The organism is Bacteroides sp. AM37-9 (genome assembly GCF_003603455.1).
Lineage (GTDB): Bacteria > Bacteroidota > Bacteroidia > Bacteroidales > Bacteroidaceae > Bacteroides > Bacteroides xylanisolvens.
In genome coordinates, this window is the sequence record NZ_QTNF01000031.1 from 58,128 (window position 1) to 75,661 (window position 17,534).

Consider the following 17,534-nt stretch of genomic DNA (forward strand, 5'->3'; position numbering starts at 1 on the left):
CATTCATAAAGACCACAGGCGGGAAACTTTTTCCCGCCTGCCACTTTTACCTTATCTGTTTTTTCACCGTTCTCCTCTCTCCTCCTCTTTTCTTCTTCTGTATCGAAAATACATTCTCCTCCATTCATCCCAGATAACTCCGGCTTCCTCTTCATTGAAGGCATCCAGACAGCACTCCACCACTTTTACGTAATCACTCAATGGGCGTTTTGCCCCTTTTTTAAATCATTAAAAGTAGAGTGGCCGATGTGTACGCTCTTCCGTATTTCGTCATTTTTCAAATCCGCACGCTTTTGCAACTCTCCTATGTAAACTCCTAAAGCTACATATAAACCTTTTTCATTTTCCATTCTTTTTTATTGTTAAAATTACACCGTAACGGTTAATTATTTTCACTTTCATCCCAACATGTCGGGACGATGTCTATTTTGCATTTACTAATTTTACGCCGTGTTTTGAAACACACTCATATTTTTTTGCAAAAATAAATATTTTAACTTGAAACAAAAAGAAAATGATGCCAAACAACTACAGAATGTCCTATTTCATGCCACCTATCGCTCCTATCAAAGACAAACAAGGCCGACTGATGACTCCTCCCACGCTTATCCCCTTCTGCGAAGTCTCCATCGAACAAGTTTTCCAAATGATTACTTGCAACGAGAATCTCAAAGCCCTGACCGAACAAGTGCGCAACTCCGAAGATATACGAACCGCCAAAGCGTCATTACTACCGTATGTGACCCCCTGCGGCACATTCACCCGCCGTAGCAGTAAGGATTTCGTCTCCCCGTCTCACCTGGTGATAGTAGATGTGGACGGTCTCCACTCTTATCAGGAAGCAGTGGAAATGCGACGTATGCTCTATGACGATCCTCTCCTACAACCTGTACTCACCTTTGTCAGCCCCAGCGGACTGGGTGTAAAGGCATTTGTTCCCTGCCATTATTCCTCCACGACAAATGACATCCAAAATATCACAGACAACATGAGTTGGGCGATGCGGTACGTAGAGACGGCATACAATACGGTAACAGCAGTTTCTTCCGAAACAAAATCCAAAGTAGATTTCTCCGGCAAAGACCTCGTGAGAGCCTGTTTCCTTAGTTACGACCCGGAAGCATTGTTCAGAACCACCAACAAATAAATCATAAATCAAAAATCATAAATCAAAATGACCGATATTGAATCTTTACGCCGTCTCACCGAAGCAGTCGAAACGGCAAGAGCGGACATTGCTCCCACTTATCTTGAATACGTACAATTGTCATTCGCCATCGCAACGGATTGCGGCGAAGCAGGACGTGAGTTTTTTCACCGCCTGTGCCGGGTGTCTCCCAAGTATCAGCGCGAACATGCCGAACGGGTATTCTCCAACGCACTCCACACCCAACGTGGAGAAGTGCACCTGGGCACCGCTTTCCACCTTGCCGAAGCGACGGGAGTAAGCATCTGCATAGAAGAAATGCCCAAACATCCCACAGGTACAAAAGGTACAGCAGGTACAGCACGCAAATTTCCCCCACACACGGGCGCGCATAATAAGGTGGGAAATGACAATATCTCCGATGATAGAGAAGGGGAAGAAGAACTATTACCAGGCAGTGAACCACAACATCAATTGCCCACTTTCCCGGAAAACGACTGGCCGGAATTTTTGCAACGTATCATAAAAGCCGGGAGCAGCCCAATACAACACGACATCATGTTATTGGGAGCGCTCACTGCCCTGGGTGCTTGTATGTCGCGCCACGTGCGATGCCTATATGGCGGCAAATACCATCACCCCAGCCTCCAATGTTTCGTAGTGGCTCCTTCGGCTTCCGGCAAAGGTATCCTTTCCTACATCCGCTTACTCGTGGAACCTATCCACGACGAGATCCGCAAAGAAGTGGCCATACAGATGAAAGCATACAAAAAAGAGAAAGCCGAGTATGATGCAATGGGAAAAGAACGAACCAAAAAGGAGGCTCCACAAATGCCCCCTAACAGGATGTTCCTCATTTCGGGCAACAACACCGGTACGGGTATCCTACAAAACATCATGGACTCCGACGGAACCGGACTTATCTGCGAAGCGGAAGCGGACACTCTTTCCACCGCCATCGGATCGGACCACGGTCATTGGAGCGATACCCTGCGCAAAGCGTTCGACCACGACCGCTTGTCCTACAACCGCCGCACCGACCAGGAATACCGGGAAGTGAAGAAAAGCTATCTTTCCGTCCTGATTTCGGGTACGCCGTCGCAGGTGCAAACTTTCATTCCGACGGCAGAAGACGGATCATACTCCCGCCAATTATATTATTACATGTGCGGAATCAGTAAATGGATCAGCCAATTTATGGGCAACGAGATAGATTGGGAGGAGATATTCACCGCTATGGGACTGGAATGGAAAGAAAAGTTGAGCGTGATAAAATCGCACGGCATTCATACCCTGCAACTCACGGATGAACAAAAAGAAGAAATCGACACCGTCTTTTCCGACTTATTTGAACGCTCCAGTGTAGCTAATGGAAGGGAAATGTATAGCTTTGTGGCACGTCTGGCTGTCAATCTATGCAGAATCATGTCGGAAATAGCCGTATTGCGTGCCCTCGAAAGCCCGCAGCCCTACGACTTCAAGACCTCTCCCACCTCTCCTTTCACACCGGACAAGGAGATTCCTGCAGACAACCGCAAAGATGACATCATTACCCGTTGGGATGTATCCATTTCACAGGAAGACTTTCATGCTGTGCTTAGCCTTGCGGAACCTCTCTACTGCCATGCCACGCATATTCTATCGTTCCTCCCCAGTACAGAAGTCAGCCATCGTCCTAATGCCGATCGTGATTATCTTTTCCAGAAACTGGGTGATGAATTTACTCGTACCCAGTTACTGGAAGAAGCAGTTGCCATGGGAATTAAAGAAAACACAGCCCTCACTTGGCTGAAACGGCTCACCAAACACGGAAAATTAATCAGTATGGACGGTAAAGGGTTGTATGCGCGTGCGTGTGTGTATGAGTGAACCGGAAAAAGTGTACCTACTGTACCCGTTTTACTTACGGATACGGTAGTCATTTCAATTACCGCATCCATTTTGACTGATACAATCGTTTTTCCTGCATAAAGCATCGCTTTAGGAGGTGTAAAGCTAAGCTTTAGACATCGTAAAGCGGTGCTTTAGACACCATAAAGCGACGCTTTATTTAAGGCTCTCCCAGGGCATCCACAATGACTCTCACCTCCAATGGTGTGAATGAGCGTCGCTTTGATTCGTAGCCTAAGTCGTACAGGCGTTGCAGAAGTCCGGGACACAAAGAGATCCATTTCTTCATCTTTCGATAGGCAGCGATGTCAGTTAGTTGCGGAGAATAAAGTTGCGCCAGTTCCATGCGCCCGTAAGCACGTATTTTAAATTCGCTCATGATGGTTATGTTTCTGATTTACTGTTACAAAAATACGAAAAAACGACTATATAACCAACGTTTTTCCATTGAATAACCGACTGTAATGACAAATAACCGACCGCTACCAGACACAACCGTATACTGCTGATTTCCGGGAGATCCGGAGTAGTATTTTTGTATCGTCGAAAGGGAAAAGAATCCCCGGACAATATGTTTAACCCTTTAATTTATTGTTTTATGATTCGTTACAAAATTTATCAGAACCAGCAAAAGAAAGGCTTGAATGCGGGTAAGTGGTTCGCCCGTGCAGTAAGCGACGAGACGTTTGATTTGGCAAAGCTTGCCGAACACATGTCGAAGCACAATTCACCGTATTCCGGTGGTGTCATCAAAGGTGTGCTTTCGGATATGGTAGATTGCATCAAGGAATTGTTGCTGGATGGCAAATGTGTGAAAATCGATGATCTTGCCATTTTTGGTGTGGGTATTCGCAGTAAGGCAGCCGATACGCTGGAAGAATTCTCGTTGGAGAAGAATATTAGCGGCATGCGTCTGAAAGCTCGTGCCACCGGTAATCTGTCTACCACGAACCTGAAGCTCGACAGCCAGTTGAAGCAGCAGACGGAGTATCAGAAACCGACAACTGCCGGCGGAGGTTCTGATTCAGGTGACAACCCTGATCCCAAACCGGACGGAGGCGGCGAAGCACCTGACCCAGCTGCTTAAAAGATTCACCACTGATTACACAGATTTCCACAGATTATAATTTAATTGGTAGTCATTAAAGTGGTCGATTATTTATTTCTGTGTGAGTCTGTGTAGTAGTGTGCATAGTTGCGTAGTTTGCAGCTCTGCGACAAAAGAAAACTGTTATCCATTTATTTAAAACCTGTTATTGTATGAGCAAATCATCCTCTTCCCGCTCCGTATGGAGCTTCATTATCAAAGTAATCATCACCGTTGCCACCGCTATCGGGGGCTTGATCGGAGTACAAAGTTGCATATAGATCTATGCGAACTATTACACTGATTATCATTCATTGCAGTGCCACGCCGGAAGGAAAATCCCTTTCGGCGGAGGCTTGCCGACAAGATCATATCCTGCACCGTGGTTTCCGTGATATTGGCTATCATTTTTACATTACTCGCGACGGGGAGATCTACCGGGGACGTGCGTTAGAAAAGGTCGGGGCACACTGCCGTAATCATAATAGCCATTCAATAGGTGTCTGTTATGAAGGTGGCTTGGATGCGGATGGAAAGCCCAAGGATACTCGCACAATGGAGCAACGGGGCTCGCTGCTTGCTTTATTGCGTGAATTACGAAGGCAGTTTCCGAAAGCGTTGATTGTGGGACATCGTGACTTGAACCCAATGAAAGGGTGTCCGTGCTTTGAGTGTATGAAGGAATATCGGGATTTATAATTGACGTAGTAATCGAGTAGAAGCATGAGGATTATTTCCTCATGCGTCCTCTCACACCACCGTACGTGCCGTTCGGCATACGGCGGTTCCATTATCAATAATACCCTCTTGCCTTATTAAAATCCACATAACAACCTGTAAACGTGGGATAACCAGCGCGAAACAACCGTTCGTCAGACAGAGCTTCGTGTACCGTGGGATGTTGAGACATCCGCCAATATGACTTACGGCAGAATGCAGCCATGCGTACACGATTCTTATCGGAAACGAACTTTTCCAGATTATGTAACCTTGTTCTAACCCGTTTCCATGATTTCCATATACACATGCGGATTCTGTGCCGAAGCCAACTGTCCCATTCTTCAAGACGAGGCTTGTAGCCTGCCAATGAGAAATAGTTAGACCATCCACGGATGTACCATTGAAGACGATGCTTACGATACTCATAACTCCACCCATTACTACGGCTGGTCAGTTCACGTATCTTGGCCTTCATCTTCTTCACACTCTCGGGATGAAGACTATACTGACACTTCCCACTCCTGCGACCAAACGCATACGAGAGGAACTTGATGTTACGTATATAGGCAACCTTGGTCTTTACCTTGTTCACCTTTAGGAATAACTTCTTTTCTATAAAGGGGACAATATGCTCATAGGTACGCTTAGCCGCTTTCCGGCTCTTGCAAAAGATTACGAGGTCATCGGCATAGCGGACAAACTTGTGACCTCGACGCTCCAGTTCCTTATCCAATTCGTTCAGTATAATATTACTCAAAATCGGACTGAGAGGACCGCCCTGCAGTACACCAAGTTGACTTGGTTCATAGTTCCCGCAATGGATTACTCCTGCATTCAGATAGCGGTGTATCAGAGAAATGACACGACCATCCGTGATGGTGTGTGACAACACTTCTATCAGTTTGGAATGACTCACCATGTCGAAGAATTTCTCCAAGTCCATATCCACCGCAAAGACGTACCCCTGCTCTATGTATTCACCACATTTCAGAAGTGCCTTGTGGGCACCGCGATGGGGGCGGAACCCATAGATCGTCTCACTGAACTGAGGCTCATAAAGCAATTCGAGCACCTGACTGATAGCTTGTTGCACCACACGGTCAACAACCGTAGGGATACCAAGACCACGTTTCTTGCCGTTCGACTTAGGTATCTCTACCCTGCGGACCGGATTCGGTTTGTATGTGCCTTCACGGAGGGATGCCACGAGTGCCGAGCCGTGCTCCTTTAAATAAGGAAGCAATTCTTCTGTACTCATGCCGTCTATTCCACCGCTGCCCTTGTTGCCCTTAACCTTCTTATAGGCGGCATTCAAGTTGGCGGGTGAGAGAATAAACTCCATCAGTCCGTCCTTCGGGAGAGTAAAATCTGTAACTCCGTCTTCGCTTATCCCCATAGAGGTCTGCAAACCGATCGTACCCTTGGGTTCCACCCTACTCTCCGACTGGTCTAATCTCATCAATTCGTTCTGCATTCTTCCCGTCATAAGGTAATCTTCATTGGTGTTACTAATAATGGTTCGACCCTTCCCAATGCTCACTCATCGGTAATATGGTCTCGGCTGACTTCTCTCGGCAAATCTTGTTTCAACCATACACTACTTATTGGTAATGTATGTCCGTGAGATCTCCCCAGATAAGAGCGTACGCTTTCAACTCATGTGCCCTCTGCATTTACTTCACATGGATTCGGATAGTTATCGGACTTTGTCTTGTTTTGCAGACTTGTCCTCCATGTTCAGCCTTATATGCAGTTCCTATTCGTAAGGCCGAGTATTTGCCGCCAGCTTCCTTCAGATTCCGCGTCACCATGGATACCCTTGCTCTTGGCTAACGATTCCCACTATCAGGGCTCGTTCGGGACTTACACCCTATAGCGTACGCCCATGCTGGGCGTACAAAAAATATCAACGATCTTCACAGACCGTTGATATAGTGGGAAATTCACATCGGCTTTAACCTCCGATGTCAGGGCGTAGATCAGAAAGGCACCGTCGTGCTATTTCTGATCCACAATGTAGGGAATCATGCTTTTACAGCATGAAACTAGGGACCTACATTTTTCTTCATCTCAACATACGAAACACTCACGTGTTTATTACATCTCAACATTTTCAACATTTATTATATACCGTATTTTGTCTAACACTCATATACTAATTCATTTCATTTTACACCCATTTTTAATGATAGTCTCAATATATTTAATAGGACAGAAATGCGCATCTTACACCTCAGCAGTAAAACAATTTTATAAGCAAAATGATTGATAAATAGCTTCTAATTCTTTAATTCTATTAGTTATCAGAAACTTATTTTCAAAAAGAGCTCGTGAATTTTCTCCGTACCATTCTCTTTTCTGCTTATCCTCTAGCAATTCACATATAGCTTTCAAAAATACTTCTTTCTCAAAAGGAAGTAATCTTCCATTATACCCATCCTCCACACAATCTCTATTCCCAACCACATCAGATGCAACTATTGCTTTCCCTAAAGACATAGCTTCAATTACTGCCAAAGGTAACCCTTCATATCGAGCTACAGTCAAATAAAACATTGAGTTCTTTACGTATTCCAATGTTTCCTTATGGCTAAGCCATGGAAACAATTCTATAACTTTATCCAAACCATATTCAGCAATCTTTGCTTTCATCCTATCAAGATCAGGTGAATAATAACCTACTCCCAATAAACAGAAGCCCACCTCTGGATGTAAGGCATGAACCTCTTTCACTACTTCTACTAAAAAAATAGGATTCTTCTGATACGACGGTCTTCCTATATAACAAATATATTTATCCTGTCTCATTTTTTGTTCAATTCATTTATAGCATCAGGTACAGCATTATTCCATACAAACGCCTTGTCTTTTTTATAATGCACCATATTCACTCCCATTATTTTTTCAGACTCTGAGCAAGCCAAAAGACAAGCATTAAACTTCGTGATACATTCAATAAACAAAAAGAAATTTCTTTTTACCACGGATTGTGCACTTAAAAAAGAAAAAGCATGAGGTGTATAAAAAGTTCTCGTATGAGTCAAGAATCCAGCTGCCCGCCCTACAATTCCTCCTTTAGCACTATGACAATGAATCAAGTCAGGACGTTCTTTCTTTATGATTCTCACAGTCTGCACAATAGCCTTTAAATCATTCCACAAATTTAAATCCCGATAAAGTTTTATTTTATACTCCTTTATTTCTCTTCCATATTTCTCTATCGGTTTGTTATTATCCTTATCTCCATGAACAAGAACATATTCATAACCACTTTCTGCATATACAATAGAGTTTCGGATATAAATATCAAGCCCACCGATCATTTGACCAACATGCAAAATTTTCATAATTCTATTTCGAACTGTTTCTTATTTACAAATCGAGCCAAATATCGAAATGTATTTCTTGTAAATTTCATCATTAGAGAATTTCACTGCAAGCTTTTTGAACCCATTTTTCCCCATAGTTTTTCTTAGCTCATCATTTCCTAAAAGTTTCTCCAAAGCTTGTCGTAAAGCCACAACATCTAAAGCTGGTACAATAATACCATCTACTCCATCTTCTATATATTCAGGGAAACAACCTGTATTTGTTGCTATCACTGGCTTTTCATAATAGAACACACTCTGTACCGTTTGCGTACCTGTGGCATCTCTATAAGGTAATACTATTATTTTACTTCGTTGAATCAATCCTGCCAACTCATTATCAGGCACATATTTATTAACATGTTCAAAATTTGACGGCAGCGAATCTATTCCGAAAATTTGACTTATATCCCCTTTTCCAGCAATCATGAATTTCACATTCTTCATCTGTTTTCCCGCTTCTACTAATATATCAAGACCTTTATAATATTCTATTCTACCGAAAAACAACACATCTATGTCTAAAACCTTATTTTCATTTTTAGGATATACTAAATTCTCAATTAAACCCAAATAATTCACTGCTATTTTTTTTTCATCCTTTATCAGCCCAAGTCGCAGTATATCATTTTTCATAAAATGACATGATACAATTATTTTTGCGCTATATTTAAAATAATCTTTGTATTGAGCCTTCAAAAGATAAGCATCCAATTGTCTAACACCCGAATGAAGAATATGATCATGAACAAAAGAAATAATCTTTTTATGGTCTACTATTCTATAGATGAATCTGTTCACTGGATGCGGACTATGAATGAAACACACATCAAAATCGAGAGAATGAACATACTTATAAATACAATAGTATGACAATGGATTAATGAAATCTAAAGTTTTTTTTCTATCAAAAGGGATGTTGCATATATTCTTCGTTCCTAATAGTTCATACCCAATATTTTTATTAGTCACAACAAATACTTCATGCTCTTTTGAAAAGAATCTTGTTAGCAAGAAGAAATTATCCCCCATTGCACCATTAACAGAAAAAGAAACAACAAGTATTCTCATCACTACTACAAATCTTTTTATTATTTATTCAATCTTGAGTAACAATTTTATCAATCCTTTTGGGATTATGCTCTTTAGCATATTGCTTAACCTAAAGCGTAATACCGCCTTCCAATAATAACAATAAGCCTCCCACCTTCCATATCCATTTGTCTTATGAATCTGCAGTACTTCCTTCTTCGATTCTATAAAATGTGAGAAACTGGCACCTGCATCAATCCTCACTCTCGAAACATAATATTTCAAATAACAAAACTGCTCCCCTGCAAGATAATTTGAAAGTAGGAAATCATAATCAGACGCAAGTTTATATTTAAGAGAATACTTTTTCTCCTTCATCAAATCAGTTCGAATGAACACACTTTGATGTGAAAAAGCCATCATATAACGCATGCTTTTCAATCCCAAAGCTCTCATTGGTCTTTCTCCTATACCATAACGGAGAATCGTATCACCATAATAAGCAGCATATTTTTTATGAGTTTTTGCAACAAAAGCGAAACGCTCTACTACCTTATTATCAACAAACTCATCATCTGCATTCATAAAAAGAACCCACTCGCCAGTGGCTTTATCAATAGCTTTATTCATAGCATCATATATGCCATTATCTGGCTCTGATAACCAAAAAGCTATCCTACTTTCATATTTCTTTATAATAGCCAAAGTACCATCTGTACTTTTTCCATCTATAATTATATATTCTATATTTTCATAAGTCTGACTAAGTACAGACAATATAGTTCTTTGTATGGCAGAAACAGCATTATAGCAAACTGTTATAACTGAGACACGAGGAAGGTTATTGTTCATATCTGAGAATGCGAAATCTTACTTTTTCTTTTTATACATCTTATATGCCTCTTTCAGCATATCCTCATCACTATACTGTGGATGCCAATCTAGATCTTTTTCAGTTTCCTGAATATCCAAAATATACTCTTCATCCGCAATCATGAACTGTTCGGGATACATTAATGTAAAACCATATTTATCCAATAATCCTAATACTAACTTTACGAGTTTGCCAGACGTTGGAATTACTACAGAATGTTTATTCGCCGACGTAATAACCCTCTGTAATAGTGTACGAATATCAGGCGGATTCTTAGAGCCTAAGTTATATTCTTTGTTAGGTAGTCCTTTGTTTATAGCACAAAGAATAGCGCTAACGCAATCAAATACTGAAATCATTTGGTAATGATTCTTGCCATTACCAATTGTAGGTACTGGTAAATTCATATCAATTAGCTTAAATAACTTCACCAAAATACCTAAGCGACCTGGCCCATTAATCATACGAGGACGAAAAATAGTAATATCCATACCTTTTTGTCGATACTCCCGACATATTTCTTCACAGACCTTTTTACTTTGTCCATAAGGGCCAAAAGGATTTTGCGGATGTTTTATATCCACTGGAAGATATTGCGGCTTACCATACGTCATATCAGTAGTAAACATCAAATAGCGCATACAATTCTTTTCTTCCATTACTTCTAGAATATTTTTAGTTCCAACATAATTAGTATTATAAAAATATTCTTCACGATTTTTGGGAACTCTAGTGTGATACTGATTCGCAGCTAAATTAATTACCAAATCATCAGGCATTATATCAATCTTGCTTATAGCAGACTTATTACGAATGTCTACATTTATAAACTCAGCCTTCTTATTAATACATTCATCAAGTGCAGAAAGGATATCACAAACTACCACATTCTCTCCACGCTCAATCAATGCATTACTTAAGTAACGTCCAACGAAACCATTTCCTCCAAAAATATAATACTTCATTACTATTTTAACTTCTTGAAATTAAATACACACCAATACAAATAATTACAATGCCAACAATTCGAATAACAGAAAGTGATTCACCAAAAAAATAATACCCCACCACTGCCGCTACAACATATCCTATGCTTAAGAATGGATAAGCAAAGCTAACTTCTACTTTTGAGAGAACCGCCATCCAAAGAAGAATACTAAGTGCATAACAAATCATAGCTCCCCAAAGCCAAATATTTGTTACCATAACGCCTAAATTTGTAATCATATTACTCATTCCTGTTTCCCCCACAAGCAACATACCTTTACGAATGCATAGTTGCGCAGTACAATTCAGTAAAACACTGACTAAAATCAGTATGATATTCATATTGTTACAATATATAAATTATATAAATTTGTTTTAGTAAATTTCAACAATAGACATTACTAGACATAAACCTCATTAATAAGACAATATTATTATTCATTGTATCATTATACCTCTATCCGCAAACTCCAACATTTCCTTGTCTCCACGACTATCCCCATAGGCATATAAAAAATAATTTTTTCTATCAGGTTCTATTTCCAATAAACGATTTACTTTCTCGGGACCATAACAATTTTTCGTTAAGAAACGCCCAGTCAATTTTCCATCAAGATCAACTTCAACTTTAGTTCCTATAGTAGCAGTTACTCCTAAATGCGAACAACAAAATGGTCGAACCCAATCATCTATGCTAGCACTTATTACATACACTTTATCACCATTTTTCAAATGCTCCTTTAATTTATCAACAGTCGAGTCACACTCTATTTTTTTCACTTCATCAGCAAAAATTTCCCCCAACCGTTGGAATTCTTTATAATTCATACCACCAAAAAAGTATGAGAAAAGAGCTTGCTTGACCTTCCAATTAGGATACAACCTTAACTTAAATGCTATTAATAAAGGGGAATACAACAAGAATCCCATCATAAAAGCCCAATACCCTCTTGTAAAAAGAATGAAATACAGTAAAGTGTCTTTAGTTGTAATTGTACCATCAAAATCAAATACGGCAATAGTTTTTTTTCCTTTTGGCATACTCATCACAAATAGATTAGAACAAAAAAAGTTAAAAGCCAGCCAAGGATAGACAATTGAATAAACCGATCATACATTAGAATTTTGGTAGGACTACCACTTTTCACATCCACAATTGTTAGTTGCATATAACGTAATAATCCAATTAATACAAATATTGATGTTACATACAAATAAGAGGTATGCATTCGTTCCTGTACTTCGGGTGATACCGTATACATAATATAACATACCATTGTAACAGCCGACACTATTGTAATTGCCTGATTCATAAACTGCAAGTTATATCGATTAATATTGCAACGGACCTTTACCCCACTTTCCTCATACATAACAACGTCATCTCTACGTTTAGCAAAAGCAAGAAATAAAGCGAGAAGAAATGTCATCAACACAATCCATTGAGAAATCCAAATGCTAGTAGCAATCCCACCTACCCATATACGCAATACAAAACCTACTGCTATAATGAACACATCTATCAACGCAACTCGTTTCAATTTAATACAATAAGCAATATTCATTATAAAATAAAACATGATAATACTTATCACTTTCCAAGCAATCTCATCATCAGTAAACAAAAGACATATTACTATGGAAAGAGTAAACATCACCATCATTAGTATATATCCAACAAACACTGATACTCTTCCACTTGCTATAGGGCGTAGCCTTTTCTTGGGATGTAAGCGATCTGACTCACGATCATAAATATCATTAAAACAATAAATACTACTAGCTATAAAGCAATAGGCAAAAAAAACTTTTAGAGATGTGAACATATAAGACAAGTCCATAATATGTCCGCCAAAAAATAACGGCAAGAATACAAATAAATTCTTTAGCCATTGCTGTGGTCTAATTAGCCTCAATAAATTCATAAATAGAACATACATATAGTATAAAATTATTTAATCAAAAACTTGGTAACCCATCCCTTCCTTGTTTTATCCAACTCTTCTCTATTAACATATATTGGAATACTTTTTTGAAAAGGAATTTCTTTATAATCTATCGTATCTTCTCCAATTTCCGTTGGATCATACTTTATGATTTCATCTTTAAAAACTTTATAATTGAAACTCCAATTTTTACTTCTAAAGTATTGCGGACTCGTTTGCTGTATAGCTTTTACATAGTATTCTGTCACACATTTATTAATAATTGAATATCCTAGAGAAATCGTCATAGCCATACTTACATTTAGTACAAGTAATATATACACTAATCGTCTCAACCACTTCCCAATATTATATTTAAATCCTGCATATTCAGTATATAATAGAATCACAATAGGGAGGATATAGAAAAAAGGTACATACCTATATGAACTTCCCATTGGAAGTATCAGCAAAGATGATAATAACACACCTATAAAAATACAAGTATTCTTATACATTGAACTCCTTTTAGATATAGCATACAATATAAAAGAAAGTAATAAAATATCTACAAATACAATTCCACCTCCCCCTATTCTAGCACCAGGAGAACCGGCACTCATTATATTATTCTCTGTTACAATATATGGTGGAATGTATTTTCCATCAAGGATATTACTAGGACGAGAAGTATAGCTATATAATATTTGTATAACACGGTTCTTCTTTTGCAAAAATAGTGGTTGAGCACCATCATTAAGATATTCAGTATCCTTGTCTCCAATTCCAAGAGGATAAATAGGATTACAATGATCAATGGTATTAGTAATATATGGATTAAAACCTGAAGTTAGAATAGTAAGGACTACCGCCCCAACGGCTACAGCTATAACCCTATTCATTAATCTATATTTTTTTTGTACAAAAAGAAATATCAAAAAAATCAAAGTAAAAAATCCAACCCAAAATAACATATTAAATTTGGTAGTTCCAGCTAAAATGATTGCGGCACTCATTAATAAATAATCTAAAATAGCTTTTCTACTGTAAATTCCATATAAAGCGACAATAAGCCAAACAACAGTAAAGTACCCACATAAATCTATATAATATGAAAACACTTGTGTTGCAAAAATGGGAGGTAAAGCTAAACAAAGAGTATAAAATATTTTTTTTCTGAAATTTAATGTCTTCTCCCCCACACTCCTACCAAGAAAATCACAAATAAGAAAAAGAGAAGACAGTCCTAGTAACCAAGAGACAGCCTTTCCTGATTCTAAATTTCCTGTCATAGCCACAATTGTTGCCGAAATAGTCTCCATTCCTTTACAATAATGATCTATCCACATATTCATTCCCCAGTTATCTGATATTATTGTATTGTGACTATCATAAATAGGATTCCATCCATGAGACAAAGCGTAAATCATAGGTTGATGATAAGCTTGTCCGTCATAACTGCCGTCAGGAATGATAGCTGATAGTAAGATTACGAACAACATCAAAAGTAAGCTAATACTCACATCTTTGATTATATTCTTCCTAAAACAATGCAGGATAACAACACTTAATATAAACGCAACAGGAAAATGAATAGCACTGATATGCCAACCTATCAGCCAAGCTATCCCAGACAAAAGCAAAGTATTGAGTATTGTAAAGATTTGAATATATCCAATATTACACACTTTCATTATTTTTTATTTTTGTATCTACATTAATACGTTGATAGTTCAAAAAATTTAAGATAAATAGATAAGTAATAGGTAAATCCACAAAGTTCTCATTGCACTCTATTAAAATAAATATAAATAAAACAAGAATTGTTGGAACGCCTAACTGCATCCGTTTAATACCTCTATAAGCAAAACAAAGAAATATCAGTAACCATAGCAACCCTAATGACGCAGAGTTATTTACTAAGCCAATACATCCTCCTGTATTTCCGTAATTTCGATTCGCAAAGTTTTTTGTAGCAATGCCATACCCCCAAATTGGTTGTTCTAATGTCATTTCACTCTGAGTTATTAAATCACGAGCACGAGTTACTTTAGATATATGTTCTTCTCCCACATCATTTTCTCCTATTTTTTGGGCAATTATTGGCGAATTTATCGCTATAACAAATAATCCCAATAATAACAATACAACAATTGGTCCCAAACTCCTATGTACCCTTACATATTTTGAGAAAAAAATAATCAATGAAATTATGCCTAAAAAAGCAATATAGGCCATTGTAGACAGAGTTGTAAGAAGTGTGATTACAATAACCAACATTTGCCATTTTTCTTTCCTTTTCAATATTCCTTCTTTTATCTCCGGAATGAAAAAAATAAGAGCAAAATTCAAGAAATATTGATATGCACCCGGTTCATGAAATAATCCAGCATTCCGATGAAATAAAAAGTTCCATCCTACACAATGAAAAAAGAATTCCATATATTGCCCTTCAGCCCCAGGTCTATTGACTATTTGAGGAGTAAACAATTCCAATTCAATTCCCCAAAAAACAATCAAACTAATTATGGATAAAACCGTTAAAACATTTAAATATATTTTTTTAAAGACATAAAATGGATAACGACAAATTATAACAAAAGAAAATATCAAATTAAACAGCCAAGACACCCAGCTATGATTCAATACATCTGTATGTATAATAAACCTATTTACAAAAATTATTCCTCCATATATCAAACAATATACGAACCCTAAAGTATGCAGACGATGTTTATTGACAGCATGCTTATCATAATAAAGGTAAAATAGTGAAGTTAACAACATTACAATAAATGCTGGAACATATGATTTATGAGCAAATGAATATGATCCGGACCCTAATATTATGACTAAAACTCCCCAATAATCGACTATTTTTTTACGGTTAATTCGCATCACTCATATAAATATATTACCCCCATTTATCATCCCCAATATTAATAAACACTTTCTAATTAGAATATAATAAACTAATTATTAGTAAACATGAAGAAATCATCTATCAAAAAAAGAAAATACTAGACTTTATTTTTACTAAAAAAATATTGTTGTCTCATTTTTATAAGATCTCTATTATTGCATCTTTTACCCATCCACGGATAATTATGACAATTCTTAATTACTTTTTTTGCATATTCATCCGTAGTCATTATAAATTTAGCTGGAACTCCTCCCCATACTTCCCCGGCTGGAATATGCCTAGTAACTATACTACCTGCAGCAACTATAGAGTTTGCACCAACAGAGGTATTAGGTAAAAGTATTGAATATGCCCCTACAAAACAGTTCTCAAAAAGTTCAATACTACCGACCTTATCTACTTCTGATAATGAAATCCCCAAATATCGCGCTATATTAAAGCAACTTACATCATGAGTTATAAACCTTACATTTGCAGCACAAATTACATTATCATGAATACTAACTAAATATGGTTCTGGTATACTACACGAATATAACTGTACATTTCTACCAAGATAATAAAACTTACTCCTCATAAGTTCAGCAGCCCTATGTGGACCTACCATTTTAAACAAAATCTTAAAATAAAAATTCTGTATTTTTTGCCAAAACATATATTCGTTTATTTATAATAAGTATCTTTTGATCGTTGACTCATAAGACCAAAATCTTATATTGTTAATTATTATATTTCAGGCAGATGTAACTTCTAACCTTTCTATTTCCACAATATCTCCTAGTATTCCCATCTCACATCCTTTTTCAAGACACCGTTATCTTTCACAACTACAAACTCCTTATCTATATTACGGCTGATAACTGAGTTAGCAGCTACAACCACATTTATCCGAGATACTTACTCCTTTAAGAATAACACTTCTACACCCTATCCATACGTGGTTTCCTACATTAATTGGTTTGGAAGGATTTAATATTCTGCTATCAGCCGTCGAAATCACTGAATGCCAATCCGTATCCATGATAAGTAAATCCCATGAGAGGAGACATTCATCTCCAAATGTAATGCGATTAGTACAAAGTATAACGGAACGACCTGTAACAATAAAATCTCGTCCAAGAATCATCACAACCTTTTCCCCTACCTCTAAGCAATACCCCTAACCAATTGAAGCTCTACCATACACATATAATGTACCTGATATATTCCATTTCGTAAGACAGTTCTTTTTATCAAGAAATCCCAAACCAGACTTCCCTATTTGAAGAGTGCCTGTTTTTAGTGGACAATTAAAAACCATTTTTCCCTTTCGAGCATTCTTTATACTTATCTTTCCAAATATAAGAATAGGAAAACGTACCGCCTTTTTAAATGGAAAAGTGATGAAATTAAGATATATAGTAGAAAATAAATTCAACTCCCTTATTCCTGTTATAATACATTTAATAGATCTCATTATAAATTAGAAATTCATATTAAAACACTAGTAAAACGGTACATATTCCCCAGTCATTTCATATTTCAAATCCGTAACCATACTATTTTCCGCCACGCCAATTTTATCGGCTGTCTTTCAGCCGA

At 37.8% G+C, this 17,534-nt stretch carries 20 protein-coding genes; 5 read left to right on the top strand and 15 right to left on the bottom strand.

The window, feature by feature from the left end:
- Positions 1–63: 63 nt before the first annotated feature.
- Together DW862_RS26010 and DW862_RS26015 are read right to left on the bottom strand one after the other, a co-directional pair.
- Complete coding sequence (locus tag DW862_RS26010; protein WP_153882629.1) at positions 64–201, bottom strand: hypothetical protein; 138 nt, start codon at positions 199–201, stop codon at positions 64–66.
- Complete coding sequence (locus DW862_RS26015) at positions 198–350, bottom strand: hypothetical protein (RefSeq protein WP_004317950.1); 153 nt, start codon at positions 348–350, stop codon at positions 198–200. Before DW862_RS26015 ends, DW862_RS26010 begins: the two co-directional genes overlap by 4 nt.
- 167 nt (positions 351–517) lie before the next feature.
- On the opposite strand from DW862_RS26015, the gene DW862_RS19095 reads away from it, so the two are divergent.
- Together DW862_RS19095 and DW862_RS19100 are read left to right on the top strand one after the other, a co-directional pair.
- Positions 518–1,147, top strand: a complete 630-nt coding sequence (locus tag DW862_RS19095) for a BT4734/BF3469 family protein (protein WP_004317949.1) — start codon at positions 518–520, stop codon at positions 1,145–1,147.
- Positions 1,148–1,174: 27 nt separating this feature from the next.
- Positions 1,175–3,016 (top strand): DUF3987 domain-containing protein, encoded by a 1,842-nt coding sequence (locus DW862_RS19100; protein ID WP_120069938.1) that lies wholly within the window; start codon positions 1,175–1,177, stop codon positions 3,014–3,016.
- A 181-nt stretch (positions 3,017–3,197) separates the two neighbouring features.
- Here the strand turns inward: DW862_RS19100 and DW862_RS19105 are convergent, their stop codons facing one another.
- Positions 3,198–3,416 (bottom strand): DUF4248 domain-containing protein, encoded by a 219-nt coding sequence (locus tag DW862_RS19105; RefSeq protein ID WP_004295574.1) that lies wholly within the window; start codon positions 3,414–3,416, stop codon positions 3,198–3,200.
- 219 nt (positions 3,417–3,635) lie between these two features.
- On the opposite strand from DW862_RS19105, the gene DW862_RS19110 reads away from it, so the two are divergent.
- The 3 genes from DW862_RS19110 (at position 3,636) to DW862_RS19115 (ending at position 4,823) form a co-directional block, all read left to right on the top strand.
- A complete protein-coding gene (locus tag DW862_RS19110; RefSeq protein WP_074705283.1) occupies positions 3,636–4,124 on the top strand; it encodes a DNA-binding protein in 489 nt (162 codons plus the stop codon).
- Between the two features lie 173 nt (positions 4,125–4,297).
- On the top strand, positions 4,298–4,405 hold the full coding sequence (locus DW862_RS26020; RefSeq protein ID WP_151935230.1) for a smalltalk protein: 108 nt from the start codon (positions 4,298–4,300) through the stop codon (positions 4,403–4,405).
- Positions 4,406–4,409: 4 nt separating this feature from the next.
- Positions 4,410–4,823 (top strand): N-acetylmuramoyl-L-alanine amidase, encoded by a 414-nt coding sequence (locus DW862_RS19115; RefSeq protein WP_120069941.1) that lies wholly within the window; start codon positions 4,410–4,412, stop codon positions 4,821–4,823.
- Between the two features lie 94 nt (positions 4,824–4,917).
- Here the strand turns inward: DW862_RS19115 and ltrA are convergent, their stop codons facing one another.
- From ltrA to DW862_RS19175, 12 genes are all read right to left on the bottom strand, one after another.
- A complete protein-coding gene (ltrA, locus tag DW862_RS19120) occupies positions 4,918–6,330 on the bottom strand; it encodes a group II intron reverse transcriptase/maturase (RefSeq protein ID WP_165861949.1) in 1,413 nt (470 codons plus the stop codon).
- Between the two features lie 764 nt (positions 6,331–7,094).
- Entirely contained in the window at positions 7,095–7,652 is a 558-nt protein-coding gene (locus DW862_RS19125; RefSeq protein WP_120069944.1) for a glycosyltransferase family 4 protein, read from the bottom strand.
- A complete protein-coding gene (locus DW862_RS19130; RefSeq protein ID WP_120069949.1) occupies positions 7,649–8,191 on the bottom strand; it encodes a glycosyltransferase in 543 nt (180 codons plus the stop codon). Before DW862_RS19130 ends, DW862_RS19125 begins: the two co-directional genes overlap by 4 nt.
- Positions 8,192–8,212: 21 nt before the next feature.
- On the bottom strand, positions 8,213–9,283 hold the full coding sequence (locus DW862_RS19135; protein ID WP_120069952.1) for a glycosyltransferase family 4 protein: 1,071 nt from the start codon (positions 9,281–9,283) through the stop codon (positions 8,213–8,215).
- Positions 9,284–9,307: 24 nt separating this feature from the next.
- Positions 9,308–10,096, bottom strand: coding sequence for a glycosyltransferase family 2 protein (locus DW862_RS19140; protein ID WP_120069955.1), 789 nt, complete (start codon positions 10,094–10,096; stop codon positions 9,308–9,310).
- An 18-nt stretch (positions 10,097–10,114) separates the two neighbouring features.
- Complete coding sequence (locus DW862_RS19145; protein WP_120069959.1) at positions 10,115–11,083, bottom strand: NAD(P)-dependent oxidoreductase; 969 nt, start codon at positions 11,081–11,083, stop codon at positions 10,115–10,117.
- A gap of 7 nt (positions 11,084–11,090) precedes the next feature.
- Entirely contained in the window at positions 11,091–11,447 is a 357-nt protein-coding gene (locus DW862_RS19150) for an SMR family transporter (RefSeq protein WP_120069962.1), read from the bottom strand.
- A 96-nt stretch (positions 11,448–11,543) separates the two neighbouring features.
- Entirely contained in the window at positions 11,544–12,146 is a 603-nt protein-coding gene (locus DW862_RS19155; protein WP_120069983.1) for an HAD family hydrolase, read from the bottom strand.
- Positions 12,147–12,151: 5 nt separating this feature from the next.
- Positions 12,152–13,030, bottom strand: coding sequence for a decaprenyl-phosphate phosphoribosyltransferase (locus DW862_RS19160; protein ID WP_120069986.1), 879 nt, complete (start codon positions 13,028–13,030; stop codon positions 12,152–12,154).
- Positions 13,031–13,056: 26 nt separating this feature from the next.
- The gene (locus DW862_RS19165; RefSeq protein WP_120069965.1) at positions 13,057–14,724 is read right to left on the bottom strand and encodes a hypothetical protein; all 1,668 of its coding nucleotides are present in this window, start codon (positions 14,722–14,724) and stop codon (positions 13,057–13,059) included.
- A complete protein-coding gene (locus DW862_RS19170) occupies positions 14,711–15,928 on the bottom strand; it encodes an O-antigen ligase family protein (RefSeq protein ID WP_120069968.1) in 1,218 nt (405 codons plus the stop codon). Before DW862_RS19170 ends, DW862_RS19165 begins: the two co-directional genes overlap by 14 nt.
- Positions 15,929–16,050: 122 nt before the next feature.
- Complete coding sequence (locus DW862_RS19175; RefSeq protein ID WP_120069971.1) at positions 16,051–16,608, bottom strand: DapH/DapD/GlmU-related protein; 558 nt, start codon at positions 16,606–16,608, stop codon at positions 16,051–16,053.
- Positions 16,609–17,534: the final 926 nt, after the last annotated feature.

Excerpts from the sequence above, each read along its gene's own strand:
- DW862_RS26015 (WP_004317950.1), bottom strand. The coding sequence starts at position 350 with ATGGAAAATGAAAAAGGTTTATATGTAGCTTTAGGAGTTTACATAGGA.
- DW862_RS19095 (WP_004317949.1), top strand. The coding sequence starts at position 518 with ATGCCAAACAACTACAGAATGTCCTATTTCATGCCACCTATCGCTCCT.
- DW862_RS19100 (WP_120069938.1), top strand. The coding sequence starts at position 1,175 with ATGACCGATATTGAATCTTTACGCCGTCTCACCGAAGCAGTCGAAACG.
- DW862_RS19105 (WP_004295574.1), bottom strand. The coding sequence starts at position 3,416 with ATGAGCGAATTTAAAATACGTGCTTACGGGCGCATGGAACTGGCGCAA.
- DW862_RS19110 (WP_074705283.1), top strand. The coding sequence starts at position 3,636 with ATGATTCGTTACAAAATTTATCAGAACCAGCAAAAGAAAGGCTTGAAT.
- DW862_RS26020 (WP_151935230.1), top strand. The coding sequence starts at position 4,298 with ATGAGCAAATCATCCTCTTCCCGCTCCGTATGGAGCTTCATTATCAAA.
- DW862_RS19115 (WP_120069941.1), top strand. The coding sequence starts at position 4,410 with ATGCGAACTATTACACTGATTATCATTCATTGCAGTGCCACGCCGGAA.
- ltrA (WP_165861949.1), bottom strand. The coding sequence starts at position 6,330 with ATGACGGGAAGAATGCAGAACGAATTGATGAGATTAGACCAGTCGGAG.
- DW862_RS19125 (WP_120069944.1), bottom strand. The coding sequence starts at position 7,652 with ATGAGACAGGATAAATATATTTGTTATATAGGAAGACCGTCGTATCAG.
- DW862_RS19130 (WP_120069949.1), bottom strand. The coding sequence starts at position 8,191 with ATGAAAATTTTGCATGTTGGTCAAATGATCGGTGGGCTTGATATTTAT.
- DW862_RS19135 (WP_120069952.1), bottom strand. The coding sequence starts at position 9,283 with ATGAGAATACTTGTTGTTTCTTTTTCTGTTAATGGTGCAATGGGGGAT.
- DW862_RS19140 (WP_120069955.1), bottom strand. The coding sequence starts at position 10,096 with ATGAACAATAACCTTCCTCGTGTCTCAGTTATAACAGTTTGCTATAAT.
- DW862_RS19145 (WP_120069959.1), bottom strand. The coding sequence starts at position 11,083 with ATGAAGTATTATATTTTTGGAGGAAATGGTTTCGTTGGACGTTACTTA.
- DW862_RS19150 (WP_120069962.1), bottom strand. The coding sequence starts at position 11,447 with ATGAATATCATACTGATTTTAGTCAGTGTTTTACTGAATTGTACTGCG.
- DW862_RS19155 (WP_120069983.1), bottom strand. The coding sequence starts at position 12,146 with ATGCCAAAAGGAAAAAAAACTATTGCCGTATTTGATTTTGATGGTACA.
- DW862_RS19160 (WP_120069986.1), bottom strand. The coding sequence starts at position 13,030 with ATGAATTTATTGAGGCTAATTAGACCACAGCAATGGCTAAAGAATTTA.
- DW862_RS19165 (WP_120069965.1), bottom strand. The coding sequence starts at position 14,724 with ATGAAAGTGTGTAATATTGGATATATTCAAATCTTTACAATACTCAAT.
- DW862_RS19170 (WP_120069968.1), bottom strand. The coding sequence starts at position 15,928 with ATGCGAATTAACCGTAAAAAAATAGTCGATTATTGGGGAGTTTTAGTC.
- DW862_RS19175 (WP_120069971.1), bottom strand. The coding sequence starts at position 16,608 with ATGTTTTGGCAAAAAATACAGAATTTTTATTTTAAGATTTTGTTTAAA.